Here is a 24,798-nt window from a genome sequence, read left to right as displayed (position 1 = left end):
CCCCGCAGAGCTTTAAGCTCGAGGAGGCTTGCCGTCTTCCCCGCGGAAAGCGAATCCTTCCCCAACGCCCCTTTTCCTCAAACAATATCTCGAAATCAAGTCTTCGACTTTTCGGTCCTATTGTTGAATAAGGAAGCTATCTTGGATAACTGCTCAATTTATGAAAACTTTATGACGAAACGAGAAAAGAGTCCATTTCTTGTGATGTATATCACAACTTACCGTCACATTATTCGCTACAATTGAACCATGATAATAGTGTTAACCAAAGTTCGAAGGTAGCACGAAGGAGGGGACGTCATGTTCAACCGTGACTATAATGAAAATCCTTTTATTGTGATATGGGAATTGACGAGAGCATGTGAGCTGAAATGTTTGCATTGCCGTGCGGAAGCTCAATACAGAAGGGATCCTCGTGAACTGTCATTCGAGGACGGGAAGAAATTAATCGATGATATATATGAAATGGAAAATCCGATGCTCGTATTTACAGGAGGAGACCCGCTAATGCGACCGGATGTGTTCGACATCGCAGCGTATGCCGTGAAAAAAGGGGTACGCGTATCGATGACCCCATCTGCTACACCAAATGTTACCAAAGAGGCGATGGAAAAAGCGAAGGAAGTTGGCCTGTCCAGATGGGCGTTCAGCCTGGATGGTCCGAATGCAGCTATTCACGACCACTTCCGGGGAACATCGGGATCCTTTGATCTGACGATGAATGCGATTAAATACTTACATGAATTAAATATGCCGATCCAGATCAATACTGTCATATCCAGGTACAACTACGATCATCTTGATGAAATGGCTGCCTTAATCGAAGAATTGGACTGTGTGTTGTGGAGTGTATTTTTCCTTGTTCCAACTGGACGCGGCCAGGAGAAGGATATGATTACCCCCGTCGAACACGAAAAAACGTTCAAATGGCTGTATGAATTATCGAAGCGGGTTCCTTTTGATATCAAAACTACTGCAGCACAGCACTACCGCAGGGTAGTGATTCAGAACAAGATGAGGGAAAAACAGGCGACCGGTGCAGGGATCAACTACCAGGATGCTTTGATGAACGGGACAACGGGGCAAATCGATGGACTGGGAAGAGCGCCAAAGGGAGTTAATGACGGTAACGGCTTTGTGTTTATCTCCCATATCGGAGATGTCTACCCGAGCGGCCTGCTGCCGATTAAAGCCGGAAATGTTAAAGAAACACCATTGGCTGAAATCTACCGTGAGTCGGAAGTTTTTCAAAACCTCCGGAACCCGGATGCCTATAAAGGAAAGTGCGGGGTATGTGAGTTCCGCCATGTATGTGGAGGTTCCAGATCGCGGGCCTATGCTATGACCGGGGATTATATGGAAAGTGAACCATATTGCGTTTATATTCCGAAAGCTTTACGAGGTAAAAAGAAAAACGTTGTGTAAAAAGGGTCGCCCGGTACTGCCGGTCGATTATCAACACTAATAGAACGAGAACGAGGTGACACTTATGAAGTTGTTTCTCCCTAAGCAGCACGGGGCATGGGCAATGCTGACCGTTCCATTCCTGTTAGGGATGGCAGCGGGAGGATTTCATTGGTTACAACTGCTGCTATTTGTCGGCTGGATTGCCTTGTATTTAGCAACTTACCCACTGATTCTTGCTGTGAAAAAGAAGAAAGTAAGATTTCATCTAACATGGTTCCTTCGCTATTTCACTGTTGCCCTAATCTTTGCCCTGCCTGTATTAATTACAGAGCCTGCCCTATTCTTAATTGCTTTGATGATGATGCCATTTTTTATCATCAATCTCTGGTTCGGGAAAAGAAACAAGGACCGTTCGCTTTGGAACGACTTTGCTGCCATCACCGCTTTCGGCATTGGCGGACTGGGTTCCTATTACCTGGGGGCAGGATACATTGATGAAGCGGCATGGAACGTTTTCCTGTTGGCGGTATTGTTTTTCTATGGCAGTGCTTTTTTTGTAAAAACAATGATCAGGGAAAAGAAAAATCCAGCTTTCCGCTGGATTTCCTGGGCATATCATTTAATTGTGGTAGGGTTGTTCCTCGCAACAGGAGCATGGCTGGTAACATTAGCCTTCATTCCAAGTCTTGTCCGTGCCGTCTATTTACACGGAAAGCAGCTGAAACCGATGGAAATCGGGATACTTGAAATCGGAAACTCCTTGTTTTTCCTGATTATCGTATCCGCTGGTTTCATTTAATCAATACTGCATAATACAATCGGGCAGTTTTCACAATTAATTTCATCCTTTAAATACTGGAGGTCCTTGACGACGATATTATTATTTTCCATCGCAAGGACTTCTTTCTTTTTCAAGTCACTTAGTAAACGATTGACGCTTTCACGGGAGGTGCCGCAAAAGTTAGCCAGTTCCTGGTTTGTCAGTACGATATCGATAAAAATGTCATCGGCACGTTTAATTCCATAGCTGTTTGTCAGACGGATGATCGTAGAATAGAGCGCTCCTTTTTTGCCGTGTAAAACAAGGTCACGGAATTTGGTCTGTGTCTTCCGGAAATGCTCGCTCATCCATTTCATAAATTCGAAAGCCAGCTCGGTATTGGTAAGCAGCTCTTTCTCCAGGTTTTCTTTTTTGATGACTGCTACCTCGGCATCCTCCATGACTTTAGCATTCAGGAGGTAGGTCGCATCATCGGTGAATAGCGTCAGTTCCCCGATGATATCCCCTTTTTGACAGATGCGGAGCGATAATTCACGACCGTCCGGAGACATCTTGCTGATCTGGATTCTGCCGGACTGGATGATATACATCTGATCGGCATCTTCCCCTTCCTGGAATAAGAAACGGTTCTTCTTCATTTTTTGGATATGGTCGACGGATGAAAGCAGTTCTTTCAAATCGTTAGATATGGAATGTTTACTCAGTTGCTTCTCCATACGCGCAATCCCACCTTTATTATTTATCACTGATCGTGGCATGCTGGTTAATTTTAGTAAGTATTAAAGTATTACTTCTCATTTAAAATCATATCGTTAGGTACGTCAAGATAGAACTTGACAATAAGCTGTTGTCCATGAATCAGAAAAAAAGAGAATGGTTTTCACCATCCTCTTTCAGCTTATAGTGTTTATTCAGAAAATGGTGTGACATTTATCACATCACCCCAAAATAACGATGGCAATGGCCCCGACAATAAAGCAATAGAATGCGAAATATTTAAGATTTCCTTTTGCCATGATATTCATAAACCAAAGTAATGCAAAGTAAGTAGCGATGATGGAGGCGAGTACGGCAAGCATCCAGAGCACCCACATCTCTGCAATATTTTCCTGAAGCAAATCACCGATAGACATGACCATCGTTCCAAGACTGATCGGAACATATAATAAGAAAGAAAAGCGAAGCGCGGTTTCCTGTTTCATGCCAAGCAGCATCGCTGCCACAATAGTAGCACCTGAACGACTGATTCCAGGTATCAATGCTACGGATTGGGCGAGACCGATAATCAAAGCATCTTTCCTGGTTAGTCCTCCTTCGCCTTTAGAGCCACGGATATTCCGGATGATCCATAAGGCAATACCGGTAATGATCAACGTGACACCGACAAGCTGTGGTGCTTTGAATGTTGTACCGATCCAGTCTTCAAACAGAAGTCCAAGCACCCCGGCAGGAATAGTCCCGATCACGAGGTATACGATAAACATGAATTCTGATTTGTTTTTTTCTTCCTTACGTACCGCATAGCTGATACCATTTTGGGCAAGTCGGACGATGTCTTTTCGGTATACGATCAGTACTGCGATCAGTGAACCAAAATTGAGCAGTACTTCAAGCTGAAGCCCTTCAAGGTTCATGCCAAAAACTGATTGCAGCAGTGACAAATGCCCGCTCGAGGAAATCGGGATCGGTTCCGTAAATCCCTGAAATAATCCTAGAAATATGTATTTGACTAATAACCAAAATTCTGTAGAAGCTTCCATCTATCTTACCTCCTGGAGACCATCTATACTTTATTAAGAATCTCATTACTAACTTATGGCTTGTCCCAGTCTGTCATGACCTGAGATGAATGATTGGGTAAAGAATGCACATGATAACACTATATAGAATGAAAAGGAGTGTACACAATGGGCCAAAGACACCAATTTAGGGCTGGTGATCATGCACCAAACAATGGAGTTTATGTTGAAATCGGCGAAACAGGGAGCATGGTAACCGAGCCTCAGCAAATCCGGCTGAAGGCTGGCGATCGTTTTCCTGAAACCAAAAATCAGGATCGCATCTGGACATATAAACGCAAACCTTAATATACCACAACATACAAAAGGCTGTCTCCCAAAAATAGTGAACGCCACTTGAAAAAAGTGGGTCCGACTATTGGAGACAGCCCCTTATTTTTTACACTTTTGTTAAGGGTGAAAAACCAAGGCTTTCACGAAATGGCGAAAACCTTAAGTTTTTCTAAATCAATTAAAGTTGATGGCTAGGCTTCGTCGGTAATCAGAGTTTCCCCAAGAACAATCGCTGCTCCGGAGAATAGGATGGTCAATACTACGACCTGTCCCATGCTGAAGGAACCGCCGACCATATTGCTGATAACATACGTAATCATAAAGCTTAATAAGAAAGCCCAAAAAATAGTCCAAAAGAAACGCATAGCTGTTCACCTCATTTATACACATTCTTTCATTAGTTTACCAAACCCAATAAGAAAAATAAATATGAAATCGCTTTAGTTAGTTAATATTTGAATAACCGCCCCCTTTGATTGAATAAATATCATATAGCGAAGGGGGATGCACACATGGTTTATATCATCGATTCTTGTTTCCATTGGGTCGGATTCCATTTGGTACAGCATTTACTTACGGAAGGAAAAGAAGTGATTGGTATTGATCGGGTCGAAGACAGTAAACGGGAGAACCTTTATTTTTATATTGGCCGGAACAGCCGTTTCCAGCATTTCCATTCGATACAGGAAATGGATCGGCACTGTCACCAGGAACATATTGAAGCAGCTATTCGTATCGAGGATTCTGATCGGGATGCAGCAGGGGAGTTTGGCGGAATGCTCCTTTGTGAAAGTGTGGAGACGCTTATGGAGGAAAAAGGAGAGCGTCTGGATTTGCCGCCTTTATACGGAGAGTGGATGCCAAGAAATGAATCATTGGTTTATATAGGAAAAGAACCTATTTTATTCGAAGAACTACTTCAACGAGAAGATGCCTCTTATATAGAAGACTTCCTTGCTCGTTTTCTGACAAATATAACCGATAGAGGGATAGCAGCTGTTAAGGAAGTATATCGAATGAAGCAAATGACAGATACAAGCGATCGGGAAAAAATATACTCCCAATTACAGAACCACTATCAAAGACATCAGCAATTTTATGAAGATTAGGTTAATATTCCTACTAATTCATTTACTTATTACAAATAATATAGTTAAAATAAGAGTAACATAGAGACAGCCGACGCAGTAGGAGTGCTTATAGTGAAAAAAATCATCATACTTAACCTAATCGCCATAATGCTATTGGCAGGATGTAATATCGGCTTCACCGAGGGGGAAATCAGATCCGTCGGAATGCTGGTGGAGACGACGATTCATGATCAGGCCTGGGGGCAGAAAGGTTACAAAGGTTTAATGAACATCCAAGAGGAATACGATGTTGATGTTTATTTTAAAGAAGGTATTAAAAGTCAGCTTGATGTAAATAAAGCCGTAGATGAGCTCACGGACAAAGGTGTCAATGTAATTTTCGGGCATAGCAGTACGTATGGCGAATATTTTAAAGAAATCCATGAGGAGTACCCTGAAGTTCATTTTGTGTATTTCAATGGCGGCTATGCAGCCGATAACGTCACGAGTCTGAACTTCAGTGCAGTAGCCATGGGATTCTTTGGCGGCGTGGTTGCTGGTAATATGACCAGCACGGATCAAGTCGGATTGATTGCCGCCCATGAATGGCAGCCGGAAGTGGAGGGCTTTTACGAAGGCGTGAAATACAGCAATCCGGAGGCGATTGTTAATTTTTCCTTTGTCAATAGCTGGGATGACACGAATCGGGCAATGGACCTGTATGATCAGATGGCTCAGCAGGGAGCTGACGTGTTTTATCCAGCTGGTGATGCTTTCAATCCTCCAATGATCCAGCAGATCCAGAATGACGGTCTTTACGCGATCGGCTATGTCTCAGATCAATCTTCGCTTGGGGAAGGGACGGTCCTCACAAGTACGGTCCAGCATGTAGAGGAATTATATATGATAGCTATAGAAAAATTGATGGATGGGAGCCTGCCAGGCGAAGTCCTGACTTTCGATTTTCAGGATGACGCCATCTCCATGGGAAAATTCAGCCCTAATGTTCCGGAGGACGTGAGGGAAGAAGTGAATCAGATGGTGAACACCTATATCGAAACAGGAAAACTGCCTACACAGCGGTAAAATGAAGCCCTGATTTCTAATGAAGGGAAAGCAGTAGTTTATTTAATTCTCAGGACTTGGAGTTTATTGAGACAATCTAACTGTAAGAGCGACAATAAAGGAAAGAAGAGAGGCAAAGTCAAGGGTAAGTGAGACGATTTTCTTGCGAAGAGAGAAAAATTTGAAAATAAAAGAGACAATATTAAAAATATGAGAGCATTGGCGATTGTAATAGAGACAATCCGTGAGAGCACCTCCGCAAACTGGAGGTGCTCTTTTTTGTTACTTTTTATTTTGAAATTCATCGATGGTTTTGCTTAAGTTTTTGATATAAGGGTTAAACGAGTTATAGGTGTCAGACATATACTTCATAAATTCCACCCAATCGAAGGATGCCTCCTCCCAAAGTCCATTTTGCCTGCTCCGACATCCGAACAGGAAAGCATCGAATGAACCCTTTTTCTTTTTATGAGCTGTCATTTCCCCACCTCCTGCATTAGCTTATGTCAGCAGGTGTTAGGCATGTGGGCGCAGGGGTTTTATTGACTTGCTAAAATAAGGGTTATACATTAAAATTAGGACCAAGTCATAATGATTAGTATTAGATACTACCATAAGGGGATGGATATATGAAAGCTGGAATTTTAGGTACAGGTCATTTTGTACCGGAAAAAGTCCTCACGAATAAAGATTTAGAGAAAATGGTTGATACGAGTGATGAATGGATCAAGACGAGAACAGGAATAGAAGAACGCCGGATCGCTGAAGATGATATGGATTCATCGGATATGGCATTCCGTGCTTCTGAACGCGCGCTTGCCAATGCTGGTGTAAAAGCGGAAGATCTGGATATGATTCTTGTCGCTACGGTGACACCGGATACACCTTTCCCGTCGGTTTCCTGTATGATCCAGGATCGTCTCGGGGCAAAGGGAGCTGCAGCCATGGATGTCAGTGCTGCTTGTACTGGCTTCATGTACGGTTTGTCGACAGCCAAGCAGTTTATTGAATGCGGAGACTATAAAAATATTTTAGTCGTAGGTGTGGAAAAGCTTTCGAAAATCGTCGACTGGGATGATCGTAACACCGCTGTCCTGTTCGGTGACGGTGCAGGCGCTGCTGTCGTTGGACCTGTCAGTGATGGAAAAGGGATCCTTTCCTATGAACTGGGTGCAGATGGCGCTGGTGGCGAGCATCTGTACCAGGACGAAGAAGATCACCTCTATATGAACGGGCGCGAAGTCTTCAAATTCGCTGTGCGCCGGATGCCGGAAGCATCGGTTAACGTGGTAGAAAAAGCCGGATTCAATAAAGAGGATGTGGATTATTTAATCCCACACCAGGCAAATATTCGCATCATGGAAGCAGCCCGCGAACGCCTTGGTATTTCGGAAGAGAAAATGGCGATTAAAGTGAATAAATATGGAAACAATTCAGCAGCTTCCATCCCAATCGCTTTGTCTGAAGCAGTAGAAGAAGGTAAAATAAAAGAAGATGACCTGGTCGTGCTCGTCGGTTTCGGCGGCGGTTTGACTTGGGGAGCAGTCGCCCTTCGTTGGGGCAAGTAGTAGAAGGAGGAAGCAGGTATGGAAAATAAACGTGTGGTCATTACTGGACTTGGAGCGGTTTCCCCTGTTGGAAACAATGTTAAAGAAATGTGGGATAGTATCACTTCCGGCCGTTCCGGTATTGATATGATGACCAAAATTAATAAAGACGAATACCCTGCCAAAGTGGCAGCGGAAGTGAGAGATTTTGACCCGACCGATTTCATCGAAAAAAAGGAAGCGCGTAAGATGGATCCATTCACTCAGTATGCGGTAGCAGCTTCCTTGATGGCTGTCAAAGACGCCAACCTGGAAATTACCGAAGAAAATGCCTACCGTACTGGCGTATGGATTGGATCAGGAATCGGTGGAATGGGGACATATGAGGAACAGTTCGAAAAGTTCCAAAAGAAAGGCTACCGCCGTGTCAGCCCATTCTTTATTCCAATGATGATTCCAGATATGGCAGCAGGACAGGTTTCAATCACGTTGGGGGCAAAAGCGATGAACTCTTGTACCGTTACAGCATGTGCCTCCGGTGCGAACTCTATCGGTGATGCATTCAAAGTCATCCAGCGTGGTGATGCAGATATCATGATCACCGGGGGAACAGAATCTCCGATGAATAAGATGTCATTTGCTGGTTTTTCATCTGCGAAGGCTTTGTCTTTCAATGAAGATCCAAAGACAGCAAGCCGTCCGTTTGATAAAAACCGCGATGGGTTCGTTATGGGCGAAGGTGCAGGAATCCTTGTGATGGAAACATTGGAATCCGCACAGAAACGCGGGGCTCACATTTATGGAGAAATCGTCGGCTATGGTTCTACAGGCGATGCCCATCATATCACGGCACCGGCACCGGAAGGGGAAGGAGCCGTTCGTGCGATGAAGCAGGCCCTCGAAGATGCCGGTATGAGTGCGGAAGATATCGGCTACATCAATGCTCATGGGACATCTACCGAATTGAATGACAAATTTGAAACGATGGCTGCCAAGCAGGTGTTTGGAGAGCACGCACGCAAGCTGGCGATGTCGTCTACCAAATCAATGACTGGTCATTTGCTTGGTGCTGCAGGGGCTATTGAAGCCATCATTTCCTTGAAAGCGATCGAGGATGGCATCCTGCCTCCAACGATTAATTACGAAACTCCGGATCCGGATTGTGATCTGGATTATGTACCCAATGAAGCACGTAAACAGCAAGTGGATGCTGTCATGAGTAACTCACTTGGTTTCGGAGGCCATAACGCCAGCCTTGTTTTCAAAAAATACCAATAACAATCATAATAAAAGGTGCGATCCTGTAAATGGGAACGCACCTTTTTGGTTTTATATTTTAATTAGTGGTGTTTTCTTCTTTTAGCCCGAAAAACTCCTGCAAGGCTTCCCGGTTCACCTGTTCGTCATGAGCAAGAACCGATCCTGCGTTACTGTCCCTTTCATCCCAATAGGAACCTTCGACTGGGATACGTAAGGTATCGATGTTGTCAGGCGCATTAAAAATGAAATCTTTCCCAAGCCCAACCATCTTACTATTAGAGATATTGGTATCGATATACGGTTGAATTGTTCCTACCAGACGAGGTACTTTGAGCAGGCCTTTGGCAGAAACGACTTCATCTTTCATTAATTTGATAACTTCCTGCTGCCGGTTTACTCGACCGAAGTCACTGTCTGCATCACCCCGGTACCTTGCATAACCCAGCAATTCTTCTCCATGAAGTTTTTGAGTACCCGGCTGTAAATCTACGGCACCTTCATGGTACATGCGGTGATCTACATCAACTTCGATACCATCTGGAGCAACGGTATCGACAATTTGTGTAAACCCATCAAAATCGACGATGGAATAATACTCGGTACTGATACCAAAGTTTTCTTCTATTGTTTGACGTAGTAATTCAGGACCTCCAAGAGCAAAAGCAGCATTTAATTTATTATAGCCATGCCCGGGAATATTTACATAAGTGTCCCGCATTAAGGAAGCGAGTTTCGCTTTCTTTTCGCCAGGTTCATACTGGGCGATCATGATTGTATCTGTTCGTCGTACTTCTTCTTTTTCATTTTTATCAATACCTAAGAGAAGGACAGTGGTTTTTCCGTCTTTATTATCTACACCCTGAAAGTCATTTTTATATTGGCTTTCTTCAAGGTTTCCTTCTGCTTCTCCCATGGCATCTCGTTTACCGGCCATATATTCATAACTTGCAACCCCGGTCCCAATGACAAGAAAAAGTAGGAATAAGACTAAGAGGGCTTTTCTCTTTCTTCTTTTTTTCCGGTGGCGTTGTTTATATTCTGAACGTGTGGTTTCCAAAGTATCACCTCATTTTGTATCCACCACTCCTATTAATTTACCGCTTATAGAAGCTATAGTAAATAGTTTTTACGGATGATATCGTTTTCATGTCATGTTACCAGCATTTGGCTCATATATTTAACAAAATATGGACAGGCTGGAGGGATGGATATCATATACTGGTTCTTTTTTTTAATAGGCTTTGGTTTTACTGTCAGTGGGGGTATATCCTTGATTTCATACATGAATCTCCTTCCAGCAGGTTTTACCTGGATCGAATACCTCCAGTTTGTTCAGACACGCAGTGAGTGCTGGCTATTCCCCATTGGAATCATCGTGTTGCTGCTTTCGACCTTAAAAATTGGACAATCCCCTTGTCAATAATTTCATTGTGAGAATAAAACTTCCAAATTTGGCCATACTGATGGCAAAAGAAATTAAAGGGATGGAAGGTGAGTACCGGGTATGTTGTATTTACATGATGTTTGGGTGAATTGGTTCGAAGGGGAAGAAAATGGCTATAATGTTTCTCCATTTCATGAGTGGCGGAAAGAAGATGGGATTGAATTATTGGATCAGGCACCTCTGCTATATGTTACTGACGATTTGTATCAATTCATAGAAAATGACTTGCAGGATTTACCGATCAGTTTGTTAGAATCCATCCACCGAAGAGCTTACTTAAGAAAAAATCAGGAACGCAACTCCCTCGATTATGCGGCAATTGTCACCAATGGCAATGCAGTACTGGCGTTTGATACACTTGGATATACACTGCCTGTACGAAAAAGCCGTTTAATACCGCGTCAGGAACGACTTGCCTTGGAAATGGTAGAAGGGCAGAAGGTGAATGATTACGACTGGGATCCTTCGCTAAACAAAAAAGAACATCATATCCTTTCATTGTCACCGGAATATATGCTGGGATTGACAAGGAAGGAAAGGCAGTTGAAGCAATTATTGATGATGGCCCTTGATCAGCTGCAGCACAGTGACAATCCTGAGGAAATCCGCTACTGGCTGACGGAATGGGAGCCGAGTCATTACCCGATGGTAAAAGAATATACAATTGAACAAGCCTGGCATAAACTCTATGAAGGGACAACCCCAGGCTGGAGTAAAGCTCATGAAGAGCTATGCGGCAAATTGATAAAAGGACAGCCGTTCTTTGAAAAGATATGGGAAATTGAAAACCATAAAGCAGAAGAAGGAATAAAAAACCAGAATTGAAGTTTGACTTCAATTCTGGTTTTTTGATTGTCAGGTGATATCCACTATTTCTTTTTCTTAACGCGCCCCAGCCCCATCGCCTTTTTAGCTTTCCGGAGCATTTTCAAAGCTTCTTGATTAGCTCGGTCGGCACCGTTATCCAGCACGTCATCAAGTTCTTCAGAGTCAATCAATTCATGGTAGCGTTCCTGGATAGGGGAAAGTACCTGAATGACTGCGTCGGCAACCCCCTGTTTGAACTCCCCATAACCTTTACCTTCATATTTAGCTTCCAATTCTTCGACAGTTTCTCCAGTACAGCTGGAGTAAATGGTAAGCAGGTTGGAAATCCCTGGCTTGTTTTCTTTATCATATTTAACGATGCCTTCTGAATCTGTCACAGCACTCTTGATCTTTTTCTCGATTTTCTTCGGTTCGTCGAGCATCGAGATATAGGCTTTCTGGTTTTCGTCGGATTTACTCATTTTTTTCGTCGGATCCTGAAGCGACATGATTCGTGCGCCAACTTTCGGGATGCTCACCTCTGGTACAGTAAAAATATCATTGTATTTATTGTTGAAGCGCTCAGCCAGATTACGGGTAAGTTCCAGATGCTGTTTTTGGTCCTCTCCTACAGGAACGAGATCCGTTTTATAAAGCAAGATGTCTGCGGCCATTAACGGCGGGTACGTCAGCAGACCGGAAGATACCGCTTCTTTTCCACTGGACTTATCTTTAAATTGCGTCATCCGTTCCAGTTCACCAATATAGCTGACACATTGCAGCATCCAGCCCAGTTGGGTATGGGCAGAAACTTCCGATTGTATGAATAGGGTCGATTTTTCCGGATCGATCCCTGATGCAAGATAAAGGGCTGCAAGAGATTTGATATTATCACGCAGTTTCAAACGGTCCTGAGGAACTGTGATAGCATGCTCATCAACGACGCAGAAATAACAGTGGTTTTCCTCTTGCAGATCGACGAAATGTTTCATCGCTCCTAAATAGTTGCCCAGTGTCAACGTGCCACTTGGCTGAATTCCTGAAAAAATTGTCTTCATTTTCTCCACCTCATTCAATTAGTATGTTATTGCTGATCTTAGGTCAATACACGCTTTTATAGAGCATAAAAAAAGCCCATTCTCCCTCTAAAAAGAAGGGACGAATGAACCGTGGTACCACCCTTGTTACCCCGAGAAACGGTCGGGATCACTTAACCTTTAACGCAGGGATACGTCGTCTGAGACGAAGCTCCAAAGCCCAATTCCCGGATTCCTTTGTCAGCTGTTTCCACCAGCCACAGCCTCTCTATAGACAGGGAGGTCCAGTACTTCACTTTTTCATCACTAATAACTATAGATATTCTAAAAAAATTATAATGAATTTACCTAATATATGCAAATCAAGCGTAATAGAAGAACAGCAGCAATGTCATTACGACTGTAAGCAAGGCTCCTTGAAACAGAAAAACTCTAACAACGCTTTTGTTGATTTTTTGTGAGGGAAGTGATTTTTCCTTCCAACTTTCCATATAATCTGTGTTTTTTGTAAATCGGTTTACTACAGCACGAAACCCATAGGTCATAGAATCAAAGAATCCCCCTCGAATCACCCACATTAATAAACCAAATAATAAATAAAAGAGGCTGAGGTAAAACAAAACATCTATATAGTGAAACAAATTATAAACAGGAGCCAATATAAAAAATAGGAGGGTGGTCAAGCCTAAGTTAATGATAAAAAACAGCCACTTATTCTTTAATACCGCCAACAGAAATCCTTCCTTTCATTAGCCTGCCATACAACTAAAAAACCTAATAAACATTATAGCATGAAAATACCCACCGGTTATTAGAAACAGAGGAAGATTACAAACGTTTTTACAGGCTGTAACTTTAAAGTCATGATTTTCAAATTCAATCATATATATGGAAAAATTGTTGCTTTATCATCATTTTTTGTAGGTGAATAGAACTAAATTATGTCATTCAAACGTAATAATGACAAGGTTTTATAAATTTCTGTAAAATTTTCTAATGCAAAATTATTTGAAAACTTGTATAATTCATATTGTGGATTAATCATCTGCGTAAAAATTTAGAAAATTATATTTTTGGGGAGGTCATTTTTCATGAGAAAGACAAACTGGTTATTGCTGGCACTAGCACTTGTGCTAAGCATGTTCCTGGTAGCTTGCTCAGGCGGCAATGATGATAACGCCGGCGGCAACGATTCAGGAGAAGATACGTCTTCTGAAGAAGGCGGAAGTGAAGAAGCGGAAGGCGGAGAGCCTAGTGGGGAGCAAGTACTTAACTTGATCGAAGGTTCTCAAATTCCAACAATGGATTCATCCCACGCTACTGACGCCGTTGCGTTCCAATGGTTGGGAGAAACTATGGAAGGTCTTTACCGCTTGAATGAAGAAGCTCAACCTGAACCAGCAATCGCTGAAGGTGAGCCTGAAGTAAGTGAAGATGGTATGGAGTGGACAATCAAATTACGCGAAGATGCAGTTTGGTCTAACGGAGACCCTGTTACAGCAAACGACTTCGTTTTTGCTTGGCAGCGTGCGATCGATCCGGAAACAGGATCTGAGTACGGTCCATTCATGATGAACGATGTACTTAAAAACGCTACTGCTATCAACAATGGTGAAGCAGACGTTGAAGAACTAGGTGTAGAAGCTACTGGCGACTACGAATTGAAAATTACGCTTGAAAAGGAAGTTCCTTACTTCCATAGTCTATTGACATTTGGTACTTACTTGCCATTGAATGAAGATTTCGTTACAGAACAAGGTGATGACTACGCTTTGACTTCTGACAACCTACTATACAATGGTCCTTTCATCCTTGAAGACTGGGATCCAAAGGCTAATGAAAGCTGGAAGTTAACGAAGAACGAAGATTACTGGGATGCTGAAAATGTTACCCTTGAAACAATCAATGTAAACGTTGTAAAAGAAACAAGTACTGGGGTTAACCTATACGAAAATGGTGAGATCGACCGTGCCGGCCTATCTTCTGAATTTGTAGAAAAATATGCTGGTTCTGAAGATTATCGCACAATGCCTGAACCAACTCTTTTCTACTTGAAGATGAATCAGGAAAACGAAGCACTTGCTAATCCGGATATACGTAAAGCGATCGCAATGTCTATTAACAAGCAAGACTTAGTAGACGTTATCCTTGCTAACGGTTCTATCCCATCCAATGGTGCAGTTCCTGAAGATTTCGTTACTCACCCAGAATCTGGTGAAGATTTCCGTGAACTTAATGGTGACTTGATCACTTCTGATAAAGAAAAAGCAAAAGAGCATTGGGAAAAAGGCCTGGAAGCATTAGGTACTGATTCCGTAGAACTTCGCTTCCTCGGCGGTGACTCCGAAGTTGCAAAAGAAATGGATGACTATCTCATCAACCAATTGGAAGAGAACCTGGAAGGCTTGAGCTTGAGTCTTTCTTCTGTACCTTTCGAAGAGCGTATCGCTCGTGACGAAAAGTCTGACTATGATATCCAAAACTCTGGTTGGGGTCCTGACTATCTTGATGCCAGCACATGGTTGAACATGTGGATGTCTGACAGCCCGTACATGACAATGAATTACAATAGCGAGAAATATGATTCCTTAATGCAAGAAGCTAACAATGATCTATTGACAGATCTTCCTACTCGTTTCGATAAGATGCTAGAAGCTGAAAAGGTTCTTATCGAAGAAGATACAGCGATCGCTCCACTTTATCAGCGTTCCCGTGCGTATCTATGGCGTCCATCTGTGAAAGGTGTCCAGTTCAATCCAATGGGGGCAGACTTCACATATAAACACGCTTATATTGAAGAGTAATATATAAGAGTTTAATACCTCTTTGATAGAGGAGAGGGAGAGTGTACTGCCATTAAATTGGCATATACTCTCTTTTTCCATGTAAGGACGTTTTTTGAATTATTAGAACATTGAATGATTATTCATTATAAGTGAATCATTATTCGCATTATTTGAAGAATAGGAGGGATAAGGATGGCTAAATACATTTTCCAACGGCTTGTATACATGTTTATCACTTTGTTTATCATTGCAACGGCTTCATTTTTCCTGATGAAGCAGCTGCCTGGTTCTCCTTTTAAAGCCGAACAAAAGCTTTCCGCAGCGCAGCTGGAAATCTTGTATGAAAAGTATAATTTAAATGATCCATTGCCAGTTCAGTATCTTAACTATCTGGGTAACTTAGCTCAAGGTGACTTAGGAGTCTCGTTCCAAATGAATAACCAGCCAGTTACAGAGATTTTATTGAGTCGAATCCCTGTATCAGCTCATTTAGGTATTCAAGCTATGATTATCGGTACTATCATCGGTATGTTATTGGGAGTAGCAGCTGCCTTGTACAGCAATTCTATCGTTGACTACGCTTCCAATGTAATTTCGGTTATAGGTATTTCAATTCCTTCATTCATTTTCGCGGGACTACTTCAGTATTATCTTGGGGTTGAATTAGGGATTTTACCCGTAGCATTCTGGGGTTCATTTGCCCATACAATCATGCCAACGATTGCATTGGCAATATTCCCGCTGGCCATATCAGCCAGGTTTGTCCGGACAGAATTAATTGAGGTGTTAGGGTCGGATTATATTGTAACTGCCCGCGCTAAAGGTGTCAGCAACGCAACATTAATGTTCAAACATGGTTTGCGTAATGCATTAATTCCACTTGTAACTGTAATGGGGCCGATGGCGGTAAGCTTGATGACAGGTACACTTGTAATTGAACAGATTTTCGCCGTACCTGGAATTGGTGAACAGTTTGTAACTTCTATTATGACGGATGACTTTCCGATTATCATGGGAACTACACTATTCTTCGCCTTTTTCTTCATCTTAATTATTCTCGTCATCGATATTCTCTACGGAATCATCGATCCGCGTATTCGCATCGCTGGGGGTAAAGACTAATGGCAAAAGATAATTTAGACAGAGGTTTATTCGTACCTGCAAAGAAGGATGATGAAGGTAGTGAAAAAATCCAGCGTCCCAGTCTAAGCTATTGGCAGGATGCATGGATTCGACTGCGTAAGAACAAAGGTGCTATTTTTGGCATGATTGTACTCTTCATCATTTTCATTATGGCGATTATTGGTCCTTTCTTTAACGAAAAGGGGATCAATGATCAGGACTTAGGATTATCAAAATTGCCGCCAAGGGTCCAGGGACTTGAAGATGTCCGCTGGCTAGGCTTGGATGGTACAAAATCCGATACATTTGAAGCAGAAAGTGTCGAGGCTGCCAAAGAACGTTTGCGTCAACGTTATACACAGCGTGATGACGAATTTATGACATATGATGTCAAGAGGGACAAAGAAGGCAGCGCAGAAGTAAAAGGCTACTATCATATCTACGAAGCCAAGGGTTTGCAAGATCAATATTATTGGTTCGGGACAGATACCTTAGGCCGTGACCTATTCACAAGGACTTGGTATGGTACCCGTATTTCCTTATACATTGCATTCTTGGCTGCGGCCATAGATATGATCATCGGGGTCGCTTACGGTGGAATTTCTGCCTATTATGGCGGCAGGGTCGATGATGTCATGCAGCGGATTATTGAAATTCTTGTTGGTATTCCGAACTTAGTCGTGGTTATTCTGATGATTATGATTCTGGATCCCGGCATCATTTCCATAACCATAGCCCTTACGATCACCGGTTGGATAGGTATGGCACGGATTGTAAGGGGACAAGTGCTGAAATTGAAAAACCAGGAATTCGTCCTTGCATCACGGACGTTAGGTTCCTCCAATACCCGAATTCTAAGTAAACATTTGATTCCTAATACATTAGGAATGATCATCGTCAATACAATGTTCACGATTCCTTCCGCGATTTTCTTCGAAGCTTTCTTAAGCTTCATTGGTTTAGGGTTGCAGTCACCGCAAGCATCGTTGGGAACATTGATAAATGATGGGTTTAAAGCGTTACAAATCAACCCATATATTATGATTTTCCCTGCAATCGTGATTTCCCTTATCATGATCGCGTTCAACATATTGGCAGATGGACTTCGGGATGCCTTAGATCCGAAGATGCGTGAATAGGAGGCAGGTGCAACAATGGAAAATATATTAGAAGTGAAAGACTTGAATATTTCCTTCGATACCTATGGGGGAGAAGTTAAAGCGATCCGCGGTGTCTCCTTTGATTTAAAGAAAGGGGAAACACTTGCGATTGTAGGAGAATCAGGTTCAGGTAAATCTGTTACGACTAGAGCGATAGCCCGGCTGATTCCGTCACCGCCAGGACGTATCACGAGTGGAGAAATTTTGTTTGATGGTAAAGACCTAGTTAAAGCAAGTGAAAAACAAATGCAGAATATACGCGGGAAAGATATATCTACGATTTTCCAGGATCCAATGACCTCATTGAATCCTACGATGAAAATCGGCAACCAGATCATGGAAGGCTTGATCAAGCACCAAAAAATGCCGCGTGATCAGGCGAAAAAGCGGACGATTGAACTGTTGGAATTGGTCGGTTTGCCTAATGCGTCTGAAAGGGTTGATCAATATCCACACCAATTTTCTGGGGGTCAGCGTCAGCGGGTCGTAGTCGCAATCGCGCTGGCTTGTAACCCGAAAATTCTTATTGCTGATGAGCCGACAACCGCATTGGATGTTACAATCCAGGCGCAAATTCTGGAATTAATGAAAGATATTCAGAAGAAAACTGATAGTTCCATTATTTTTATTACGCATGACCTTGGTGTCGTAGCTAACGTTGCCGATCGCGTAGCGGTCATGTATGCCGGAAAAATTATAGAGGTAGGTACCGTTGATGATATTTTCTATAATCCGAAGCATCCATATACATGGGGGCTGCTAGGTTCCATGCCGACACTGGATAGTAACGAAGAAGAACTTGTCGCTATTCCTGGGTCGCCTCCGGACATGCTTAAGCCGCCGAAAGGCGATGCTTTCGCACCACGTAACGAATACGCTTTGGAAATTGATAAGGTCGAAGAGCCCCCAATGTTCAAAGTATCGGATACCCATTATGCAGCAACATGGCTATTGCATGAGTATGCTCCTGATATCGAACCACCTGAGGCCGTCAAGAAACGGATGAAAGGGTTCGCCAAAACAGGAACCATCCGTACATCTGAGGAAGGTGAAAAATCATGAGCAAAGAAAAATTACTCGAAGTAAAAAACCTGAAACAGCATTTCCGTACTGGAAGACATAGCGTCGTAAAGGCGGTTGATGGGATCAGCTTTGAGATTTATGAAGGGGAAACGTTTGGCCTCGTAGGAGAGTCTGGTTGTGGCAAATCTACAACTGGTCGTACGATTATCCGCTTGTATAATGCTACAGACGGGGAAGTGAAGTTCCAGGGAGAAGATGTCCATGGGAAAAAGTCTGCGAAGGATCTGAAGAAATTCAATCGCAGAATGCAAATGATTTTCCAGGATCCATACGCTTCCCTGAATCCTCGTATGACAGTCATGGATATCATTGCGGAAGGTATCGATATCCATGGTCTGGCTGATTCTCAGCAAGCACGCAAAAAACGCGTTTACGATTTATTGGAAACCGTAGGGTTAAATAAAGAACACGCCAACCGTTATCCCCATGAATTCAGTGGCGGTCAGCGCCAGAGAATTGGTATTGCCAGGGCACTTGCAGTTGATCCAAGCTTCATCATTGCTGATGAGCCGATATCAGCACTTGACGTGTCTATTCAGGCTCAGGTAGTCAACTTGATGAAAAAATTACAAAAAGAAAATAATTTAACCTATTTGTTCATTGCGCATGACTTATCGATGGTCAAGTATATCAGTGACCGCATTGGGGTTATGTATTTTGGGAGAATCGTTGAACTGGCTGATTCCGATGAATTGTATGCTAATCCGATGCACCCTTATACAAAATCATTACTATCCGCTATCCCGCTACCGGATCCGGACTATGAGCGTAATCGTGTCCGGACAACCTATGATCCAAGCCAGCACGACACCAGTGAAGAGCCTGAATTTCGTGAGGTACGCCCTGGTCATTGGGTATTATGTACAACGAAGGAATTCGAGCATTATAAAAAAGAATATGCGCCCGTTTAACAGCGGCTGGATTAAGGCAAGGTACATTCTTTTAAGAATGTCGCCTTGTCTTTTTGTATATATTTAGGTAGGAATAAGGAAGAAATTAGTTCATATGATATATTTTGGTGCAATTCTACAATATTTCACAAAATAGTCTACCAATATGTAGTAATCCTCTTTTATAATAGAAGATAGTAAAAAAATGGGGGAGTAGGATTTAATATGGGAAAAACTTTCAGACAGCTTAAGAGATTCATGACCATCAGTTTGTTGACAATTCTGGCACTAATTCCGGTACATACGCTGCACGCAGAAGAAAACGAAGGCGAAGGTGAAGTATTGCCAGTAAAGGATTTACAAGTACGGGAAATGTCATTGGAGCTATTGAACAATGAGAAACCAGCAGCCAGGTTCGTTTATAATTCAGGATTGACGTTTGAGTACCCGGATGCTGTACGTGGAATCTATGTAACGGGAAATTCAGCCGGAGGCAGTCGTTTCGAGTCCTTGCTTGATCTGGTTGAATCGACTGATTTGAACGCGATGGTAATCGATATTAAAGAAGATCATGGGAATATCACATTCAAACCTGATGAAGATTCCCCATATTATGATATCGCTCAGCCGTATATTAAAAAACCAAGAAAAATGCTCGAAGTCCTTGAAGATAAAGGCATCTATCCGATTGCCCGGGTGGTAGTGTTCAAGGATTCTATTTTGGCAAAAGAGCGTCCGGAGCTTTCTTTTAAGCAAAACGGCCAGGTATGGGTGAATGGGCGAGGAGAAGCCTTCGTCAATCCATTTATGAAAGAAGTATGGGAGTACAACGTAGAAATTGCCAAAATGGCAGCAGAGCTTGGTTTTATGGATATCCAGTTCGATTACGTACGCTTTCCGGAAGGATTCGAGAATCGTGATGATGAATTAGAATACGGTCAGGGTGAATATGCAGATTTAGAGGGAGATAATGTACAAAAACGAGTGACAGCCGTGACTGACTTCGTCGCTTATGCGAGAGAACAGCTTCACAGCTATGGTGTTGATGTATCGGTTGATATCTTTGGGTATTCAGCTACGATTCCGGAAGCACCGGGGATTGGACAGAATTTCTCAAAAATCAGTTCAAATGTCGATGTCATCTCATCGATGATCTATCCGAGCCATTGGACTTCCTACTTCGGAATTGAAAAACCGGACACGCAGCCATACAAGCTTACTGTGGAATATGCCAAGGTGGAAAATGAAGTGTTAGGCAAGCTGGATAACGCGCCAACTTCACGTCCTTGGATACAGGACTTTGAAGCACCATGGCTTTACTCTGGACCTCCAACACAATATGGTGTGAAAGAAGTGGAGGATCAGATCAGGGCATTAAATGAAAATGGTATTCATGAGTATTTGATTTGGAATCCAGGCAACAGCTATACCGAGGGCGTCGATTACACACCTCTCGATTAAAAAAGATAAAAAAACATGGAAGCAATATTGCTTCCATGCTTTTTTATGCAGCTTAGCTTATTTAGGAGTTCCTCCGACTTTACGCCACGTATCCTGGTACGCGCGCGACTTGCCTATAAACTCATCCTTTTTACCCCGGCTGAATAACTTGTTTCCAATACCGTTGACAGCAACACCGAGAAACGCGGTTGCTCCGATAATCCCTAACCCTAACAATGTAATATCGAGTAGCAGTGCACCCATAGGTTCCCCTCCTTTACCGGTTACTTTTATTTTAGTTGATGTTTAAAGAAAAGAAAAGCGGGAAAAGGTAATGTTGAAAATGCTTTCAAACATCAGTTAACAATTTTGAAAAAATTCGTTATAATGAGAACGACTAACTTGTAAGGGAGCAGATTTATGAATTGGTATGAAAAGTTGAAACAATACTTTCCGATTGAAGAAATGAAATCACGCGAGCATATGGAAACTTTACTCAAAGAAAAAGGCGATGTTTATTTTAAGGACGAAGGTCCTCATCATGTATTAATGTATGCGGAGTTTCCATCGTTTATTTTCATCGATTATGTGTATGTATCAGCGGCGTCCCGCGGTCAGGGACTCGGACATAAGCTGATGGAGAAGATGAAAGAGAAAGAGAAGCCGATCATCCTGGAAGTGGAACCTGTTGATTATGATGATACCGATACGGAGAAGCGACTCCGCTTCTATCAACGTGAAGGATTCAAGCATGCCCAATCGATTGGCTATACAAGAAAATCACTGGCTACAAATGAACCGAACTCTATGGAAATCCTCTATTGGTCCCCTGAAGATGCATCCGAAGAACAAATTTATGAGCAAATGAAAAAGATGTACGAAGAAATCCACACCTATAAAGATACTCAATTTTATGGCAAGTCCTATGAGCCTGTCGACGAAGCAATTACCTATGATGAAGATAAAGACAACGATGATATTTTGGCTAGACTAGAAAAAGAAAAAGCATAAGAATGAATAGATGGGGTTGTCTCCTCACGAGCTTCCAGACATGTAATGCAACTGTTAGTCCTAATTCTTGTCTGATAAGCCGTCATAAGGGACAACCTTTTTTCAATTTCGTTGGGCTAAATGAAAATGGAATAAAAAAATCTTATTAAAGTGAAACTTTGTTAAAACTTGAACGTATGGAAATAGTGAATCCCCATCAAAAGGGCATAAAAACAAGGGGAAAATTTATATAAAAATATGTTTAATAGATGAAAATGAGGGTATATTACAAGTGTCAGAATAATAATGAGTTGTTTGTATAAGTTTTGTGCAAAATAATTACAATCACTACTAGCTATCACTTGACAGTTATGGTATAGTATACATAGACTGTTATTTAAACTTATTTTAAACTGGCAAGCAAATAACAACCTTGTATGATAAATACATTTTGAGGAGTGAAGTTCCCATGGTAACTCTATATACCTCACCAAGCTGTACATCATGCCGCAAAGCGAAAGCGTGGCTGGAAGAACATAATATTCCTTTTAAGGAACGTAATATTTTCTCAGAGTCTTTAACGCTGGATGAAATAAAAGAAATCCTGCGTATGACGGAGGATGGTACGGAAGAGATTATCTCTACCCGATCAAAAGTATTCCAGAAACTGGACGTCGATTTTGAACAAATGCCTTTGAAAGATTTGTTTGATTTAATTCAGGAAAACCCTGGATTGTTGCGTCGCCCAATTATTATTGATGAAAAGCGTCTGCAAGTCGGCTACAACGAAGATGAGATTCGCCGCTTCCTGCCAAGAAGCGTTCGTACTTTCCAGCTTCGTGAAGCGCAGCGTCTTGTAAACTAATAGGAAAAGACCGCATACATAGCGGTCTTTTTTTGTAATTTTTACAACTTTTCCTAATATCTGATTAAGCTTGAGAGGCCGGGTTATTATTCCGGTAGCCCCAGGCAATGACGAGAAAAATTGTTACAAGTGGCATGACGTATTGAAGTGAGTCGAATTGTTCAAAAAATATCCGAAGGCGACGTTCTTCCAGAATCATTTCGGCAGCCGTGTAGGCGAGTATCCCAGCTCCGATGTATACAAGGGAAGGAAAACGTTCCATCAGCCGCAAGATGATTTTGCTGCCCCAGATGATAATCGGGACTGATACTAAAAGCCCCATAGCCACTAACAAAATATTGTCGTGCGAGGCGCCGGCGATGGCGAGTACATTATCAAAGCCCATCACAATATCGGCAAACACAATTGTCTTGATCGCCGAGAGCAGGCTGTCACTTGCTTTGATATCCGGCTCTTCTTCTTCTTCGGTCAATAACTTGATAGCGATATAAATAAGCAGCACACCCCCGATCAGCCTCAAAAATGGAATATGCAATAAATAGAGGGCAACCGCTGTTAGCAGGACACGCACAATGATAGCAAGGCCTGTCCCAAAAAGAATCGCTTTATTGCGCTGTTTCTCCGGTAGGTTCCTGCTGGCAAGTGCAATGACAATGGCGTTATCCCCGCCGAGGACGATATCAATACCGATAATGATCAACATTGCCTGAATCAATTCCCATTCCATAAAAAAGCCTCCTGACATGTAGTGACAAATGACTAGAAATAAGCTAAAATAGACAACTAACCATAGATTTATCATTCAATAAATTTACCGGATGCAGGCAAATGCCGAATCACATGTTACATGGGTCGTGACATTCGTTTGTTTTTAGTAAAATGAAGCATTTTGTTTTCCGAAAAGACGCTCCTGTCATACAATAGAATTAAGAGATGCCTATCCCCATATTCCTAAGATTAAATGAAAGAAATATAGGGTAAGGTATACTATAAAATAACAACAAGGGTGAAGCAGTCCCTTCCGCATATCCGAAAATAGAAGGGAGAGAAAATGCATGGAAATTGAAAGAATAAATGAAAATACAATTAAGTTTTATGTCTCGTACCATGATGTAGAACAACGTGGATTCGATCGGGAAGATATCTGGTATAACCGTGACCGAAGTGAGCAGCTGTTCTGGGAAATGATGGACGAAGTCAATGATAAAGAAAATTTCCACGCTGACGGTCCCCTATGGATCCAGGTGCAGGCGATGGAAAAAGGTCTGGAAGTCATTGTTACAAAAGCACAGCTTTCATCTGATGGTCAAAAGCTTGAACTCCCGACTGAAAATGGAAAAACCATCGATATGCCGGTGGATGAAAAAATAGAATCTATGCTTGATGAAAAACTGAATGAAGCAGACAATGAATCAGAGGACGACGAGGCAGACAGTTTTGAAAATGACCTGGAGCCGATGCAGTTCATGATCCGCTTCCATGAATTCGAAGATGCTATTCAGTTAAGCTACCGATTCGATAACACCGATGGTTTTGAGCAGAGCATGTACCATTTTGAAAATGCCTACTATCTATATATTCAGTTTGATGATGAAAATATGAGTGATGATGAGCAGGAAAATATTTTGAGTAAGATTCTGGAGTACGGTAATGAATCCGAACTCACCATCCATCGTCTGCAGGAGTATGGTAAAACAATTTTTGCAGAAGATGCCTTGAACCAGATAAAAACTTACTTTCCTCAATAATTAGAAAGCATGCCGCGCTGGTGGTATGCTTTTTATTTTTTGAGTAGCGGCTCTAAATGAGACAACACCTCTGGATGAGAGACAACCCATTACATATATGCGTTTGTAGGTCCATTTAAGAGACAATTCCAGAAGAAAGAGAGACAATATCAAAATTAAGAGAGACAAATTTGAAAATAAAAGAGAAAGAACGAGCGTAAGAGAGACAATCATAAAATGCTACC

Annotated in this window: 27 protein-coding genes and 1 other annotated feature; of the genes, 18 read left to right on the top strand and 9 right to left on the bottom strand. The window is 42.2% G+C overall.

Annotation, left to right across the window (positions count from 1 at the left end; translation table 11 throughout):
• Positions 1–300 precede the first annotated feature (300 nt).
• Together ACGTNI_RS02540 and ACGTNI_RS02535 are read left to right on the top strand one after the other, a co-directional pair.
• Complete coding sequence (locus tag ACGTNI_RS02540; protein WP_394459801.1) at positions 301–1,425, top strand: TIGR04053 family radical SAM/SPASM domain-containing protein; 1,125 nt, start codon at positions 301–303, stop codon at positions 1,423–1,425.
• A gap of 64 nt (positions 1,426–1,489) precedes the next feature.
• Complete coding sequence (locus ACGTNI_RS02535) at positions 1,490–2,206, top strand: YwiC-like family protein (RefSeq protein WP_394459799.1); 717 nt, start codon at positions 1,490–1,492, stop codon at positions 2,204–2,206.
• Here ACGTNI_RS02535 and ACGTNI_RS02530 read toward each other — a convergent pair.
• Both ACGTNI_RS02530 and ACGTNI_RS02525 read right to left on the bottom strand, forming a co-directional pair.
• Complete coding sequence (locus ACGTNI_RS02530; protein ID WP_394459797.1) at positions 2,203–2,904, bottom strand: Crp/Fnr family transcriptional regulator; 702 nt, start codon at positions 2,902–2,904, stop codon at positions 2,203–2,205. The two genes, ACGTNI_RS02535 and ACGTNI_RS02530, sit on opposite strands and share 4 nt — an antisense overlap.
• 222 nt (positions 2,905–3,126) lie before the next feature.
• Positions 3,127–3,948 carry an undecaprenyl-diphosphate phosphatase gene (locus tag ACGTNI_RS02525; RefSeq protein WP_394459795.1) on the bottom strand — a complete coding sequence of 274 codons (822 nt, stop codon included), beginning with the start codon at positions 3,946–3,948 and terminating at the stop codon, positions 3,127–3,129.
• A gap of 147 nt (positions 3,949–4,095) precedes the next feature.
• Here ACGTNI_RS02525 and ACGTNI_RS02520 point away from each other — a divergent pair, with 147 nt between their 5' ends.
• On the top strand, positions 4,096–4,275 hold the full coding sequence (locus tag ACGTNI_RS02520) for a YjzC family protein (protein WP_394459793.1): 180 nt from the start codon (positions 4,096–4,098) through the stop codon (positions 4,273–4,275).
• 176 nt (positions 4,276–4,451) lie between these two features.
• Here the strand turns inward: ACGTNI_RS02520 and ACGTNI_RS02515 are convergent, their stop codons facing one another.
• Positions 4,452–4,625 (bottom strand): YjzD family protein, encoded by a 174-nt coding sequence (locus tag ACGTNI_RS02515; RefSeq protein WP_082411993.1) that lies wholly within the window; start codon positions 4,623–4,625, stop codon positions 4,452–4,454.
• A gap of 147 nt (positions 4,626–4,772) precedes the next feature.
• On the opposite strand from ACGTNI_RS02515, the gene ACGTNI_RS02510 reads away from it, so the two are divergent.
• Positions 4,773–5,369: a hypothetical protein gene (locus ACGTNI_RS02510; protein WP_394459791.1), complete on the top strand. Its 597-nt coding sequence runs from the start codon at positions 4,773–4,775 to the stop codon at positions 5,367–5,369.
• A gap of 93 nt (positions 5,370–5,462) precedes the next feature.
• Positions 5,463–6,416, top strand: coding sequence for a BMP family ABC transporter substrate-binding protein (locus ACGTNI_RS02505; protein ID WP_394459789.1), 954 nt, complete (start codon positions 5,463–5,465; stop codon positions 6,414–6,416).
• Between the two features lie 261 nt (positions 6,417–6,677).
• Here the strand turns inward: ACGTNI_RS02505 and ACGTNI_RS02500 are convergent, their stop codons facing one another.
• Positions 6,678–6,875, bottom strand: a complete 198-nt coding sequence (locus ACGTNI_RS02500; RefSeq protein WP_394459787.1) for a hypothetical protein — start codon at positions 6,873–6,875, stop codon at positions 6,678–6,680.
• A 149-nt stretch (positions 6,876–7,024) separates the two neighbouring features.
• Here ACGTNI_RS02500 and ACGTNI_RS02495 point away from each other — a divergent pair, with 149 nt between their 5' ends.
• Positions 7,025–7,963 (top strand): beta-ketoacyl-ACP synthase III, encoded by a 939-nt coding sequence (locus ACGTNI_RS02495; RefSeq protein WP_394459785.1) that lies wholly within the window; start codon positions 7,025–7,027, stop codon positions 7,961–7,963.
• An 18-nt stretch (positions 7,964–7,981) separates the two neighbouring features.
• Positions 7,982–9,220, top strand: coding sequence for a beta-ketoacyl-ACP synthase II (gene fabF / locus ACGTNI_RS02490; RefSeq protein WP_394459783.1), 1,239 nt, complete (start codon positions 7,982–7,984; stop codon positions 9,218–9,220).
• A 58-nt stretch (positions 9,221–9,278) separates the two neighbouring features.
• On the opposite strand, the gene ACGTNI_RS02485 is transcribed toward fabF, so the two are convergent.
• A complete protein-coding gene (locus ACGTNI_RS02485) occupies positions 9,279–10,259 on the bottom strand; it encodes an LCP family protein (protein ID WP_394459781.1) in 981 nt (326 codons plus the stop codon).
• Positions 10,260–10,334: 75 nt separating this feature from the next.
• Between ACGTNI_RS02485 and ACGTNI_RS19910 the strand changes: the two genes are divergently transcribed.
• A complete protein-coding gene (locus ACGTNI_RS19910; RefSeq protein WP_507232736.1) occupies positions 10,335–10,625 on the top strand; it encodes a YuzI family membrane protein in 291 nt (96 codons plus the stop codon).
• An 81-nt stretch (positions 10,626–10,706) separates the two neighbouring features.
• On the top strand, positions 10,707–11,471 hold the full coding sequence (locus tag ACGTNI_RS02480) for a YjbA family protein (RefSeq protein WP_394459779.1): 765 nt from the start codon (positions 10,707–10,709) through the stop codon (positions 11,469–11,471).
• A gap of 44 nt (positions 11,472–11,515) precedes the next feature.
• Here ACGTNI_RS02480 and trpS read toward each other — a convergent pair whose 3' ends face one another.
• Positions 11,516–12,511, bottom strand: coding sequence for a tryptophan--tRNA ligase (gene trpS, locus ACGTNI_RS02475; protein WP_394459777.1), 996 nt, complete (start codon positions 12,509–12,511; stop codon positions 11,516–11,518).
• A 93-nt stretch (positions 12,512–12,604) separates the two neighbouring features.
• Positions 12,605–12,803 (bottom strand) — a binding site (T-box leader).
• A gap of 49 nt (positions 12,804–12,852) precedes the next feature.
• Positions 12,853–13,221, bottom strand: coding sequence for a DUF3899 domain-containing protein (locus ACGTNI_RS02470; protein ID WP_394459775.1), 369 nt, complete (start codon positions 13,219–13,221; stop codon positions 12,853–12,855).
• A 360-nt stretch (positions 13,222–13,581) separates the two neighbouring features.
• On the opposite strand from ACGTNI_RS02470, the gene ACGTNI_RS02465 reads away from it, so the two are divergent.
• The 6 genes from ACGTNI_RS02465 (at position 13,582) to ACGTNI_RS02440 (ending at position 20,992) form a co-directional block, all read left to right on the top strand.
• A complete protein-coding gene (locus tag ACGTNI_RS02465) occupies positions 13,582–15,294 on the top strand; it encodes a peptide ABC transporter substrate-binding protein (RefSeq protein ID WP_394459773.1) in 1,713 nt (570 codons plus the stop codon).
• 174 nt (positions 15,295–15,468) lie between these two features.
• Complete coding sequence (gene opp3b / locus ACGTNI_RS02460) at positions 15,469–16,398, top strand: oligopeptide ABC transporter permease (RefSeq protein ID WP_394459771.1); 930 nt, start codon at positions 15,469–15,471, stop codon at positions 16,396–16,398.
• Positions 16,398–17,537, top strand: a complete 1,140-nt coding sequence (opp3C, locus tag ACGTNI_RS02455) for an oligopeptide ABC transporter permease (protein WP_394459769.1) — start codon at positions 16,398–16,400, stop codon at positions 17,535–17,537. Before opp3b ends, opp3C begins: the two co-directional genes overlap by 1 nt.
• A 15-nt stretch (positions 17,538–17,552) precedes the next feature.
• Positions 17,553–18,620 (top strand): ABC transporter ATP-binding protein, encoded by a 1,068-nt coding sequence (locus ACGTNI_RS02450; RefSeq protein ID WP_394459767.1) that lies wholly within the window; start codon positions 17,553–17,555, stop codon positions 18,618–18,620.
• Positions 18,617–19,552 (top strand): ABC transporter ATP-binding protein, encoded by a 936-nt coding sequence (gene oppF / locus ACGTNI_RS02445; protein WP_394459765.1) that lies wholly within the window; start codon positions 18,617–18,619, stop codon positions 19,550–19,552. Before ACGTNI_RS02450 ends, oppF begins: the two co-directional genes overlap by 4 nt.
• A 204-nt stretch (positions 19,553–19,756) precedes the next feature.
• Entirely contained in the window at positions 19,757–20,992 is a 1,236-nt protein-coding gene (locus ACGTNI_RS02440; RefSeq protein ID WP_394459763.1) for a putative glycoside hydrolase, read from the top strand.
• 57 nt (positions 20,993–21,049) lie between these two features.
• On the opposite strand, the gene ACGTNI_RS02435 is transcribed toward ACGTNI_RS02440, so the two are convergent.
• Positions 21,050–21,235 (bottom strand): hypothetical protein, encoded by a 186-nt coding sequence (locus ACGTNI_RS02435; protein ID WP_394459761.1) that lies wholly within the window; start codon positions 21,233–21,235, stop codon positions 21,050–21,052.
• A 156-nt stretch (positions 21,236–21,391) separates the two neighbouring features.
• On the opposite strand from ACGTNI_RS02435, the gene ACGTNI_RS02430 reads away from it, so the two are divergent.
• On the top strand, positions 21,392–21,982 hold the full coding sequence (locus ACGTNI_RS02430; protein WP_394459759.1) for a GNAT family N-acetyltransferase: 591 nt from the start codon (positions 21,392–21,394) through the stop codon (positions 21,980–21,982).
• A gap of 448 nt (positions 21,983–22,430) precedes the next feature.
• Positions 22,431–22,826 carry a transcriptional regulator SpxA gene (gene spxA, locus ACGTNI_RS02425; protein WP_028782060.1) on the top strand — a complete coding sequence of 132 codons (396 nt, stop codon included), beginning with the start codon at positions 22,431–22,433 and terminating at the stop codon, positions 22,824–22,826.
• A 64-nt stretch (positions 22,827–22,890) separates the two neighbouring features.
• Here the strand turns inward: spxA and ACGTNI_RS02420 are convergent, their stop codons facing one another.
• Positions 22,891–23,553, bottom strand: a complete 663-nt coding sequence (locus ACGTNI_RS02420) for a TerC family protein (protein ID WP_394459757.1) — start codon at positions 23,551–23,553, stop codon at positions 22,891–22,893.
• A gap of 328 nt (positions 23,554–23,881) precedes the next feature.
• Between ACGTNI_RS02420 and mecA the strand changes: the two genes are divergently transcribed.
• Positions 23,882–24,574, top strand: coding sequence for an adaptor protein MecA (gene mecA / locus ACGTNI_RS02415; protein ID WP_394459755.1), 693 nt, complete (start codon positions 23,882–23,884; stop codon positions 24,572–24,574).
• Positions 24,575–24,798: the final 224 nt, after the last annotated feature.

This window comes from Thalassobacillus sp. B23F22_16, from assembly GCF_043496955.1.
GTDB lineage: Bacteria > Bacillota > Bacilli > Bacillales > Halobacillaceae > Thalassobacillus > Thalassobacillus devorans_A.
The sequence above is the reverse complement of the archived record's forward strand: the minus strand, read 5'-3'. Positions and strand labels throughout refer to the sequence as shown.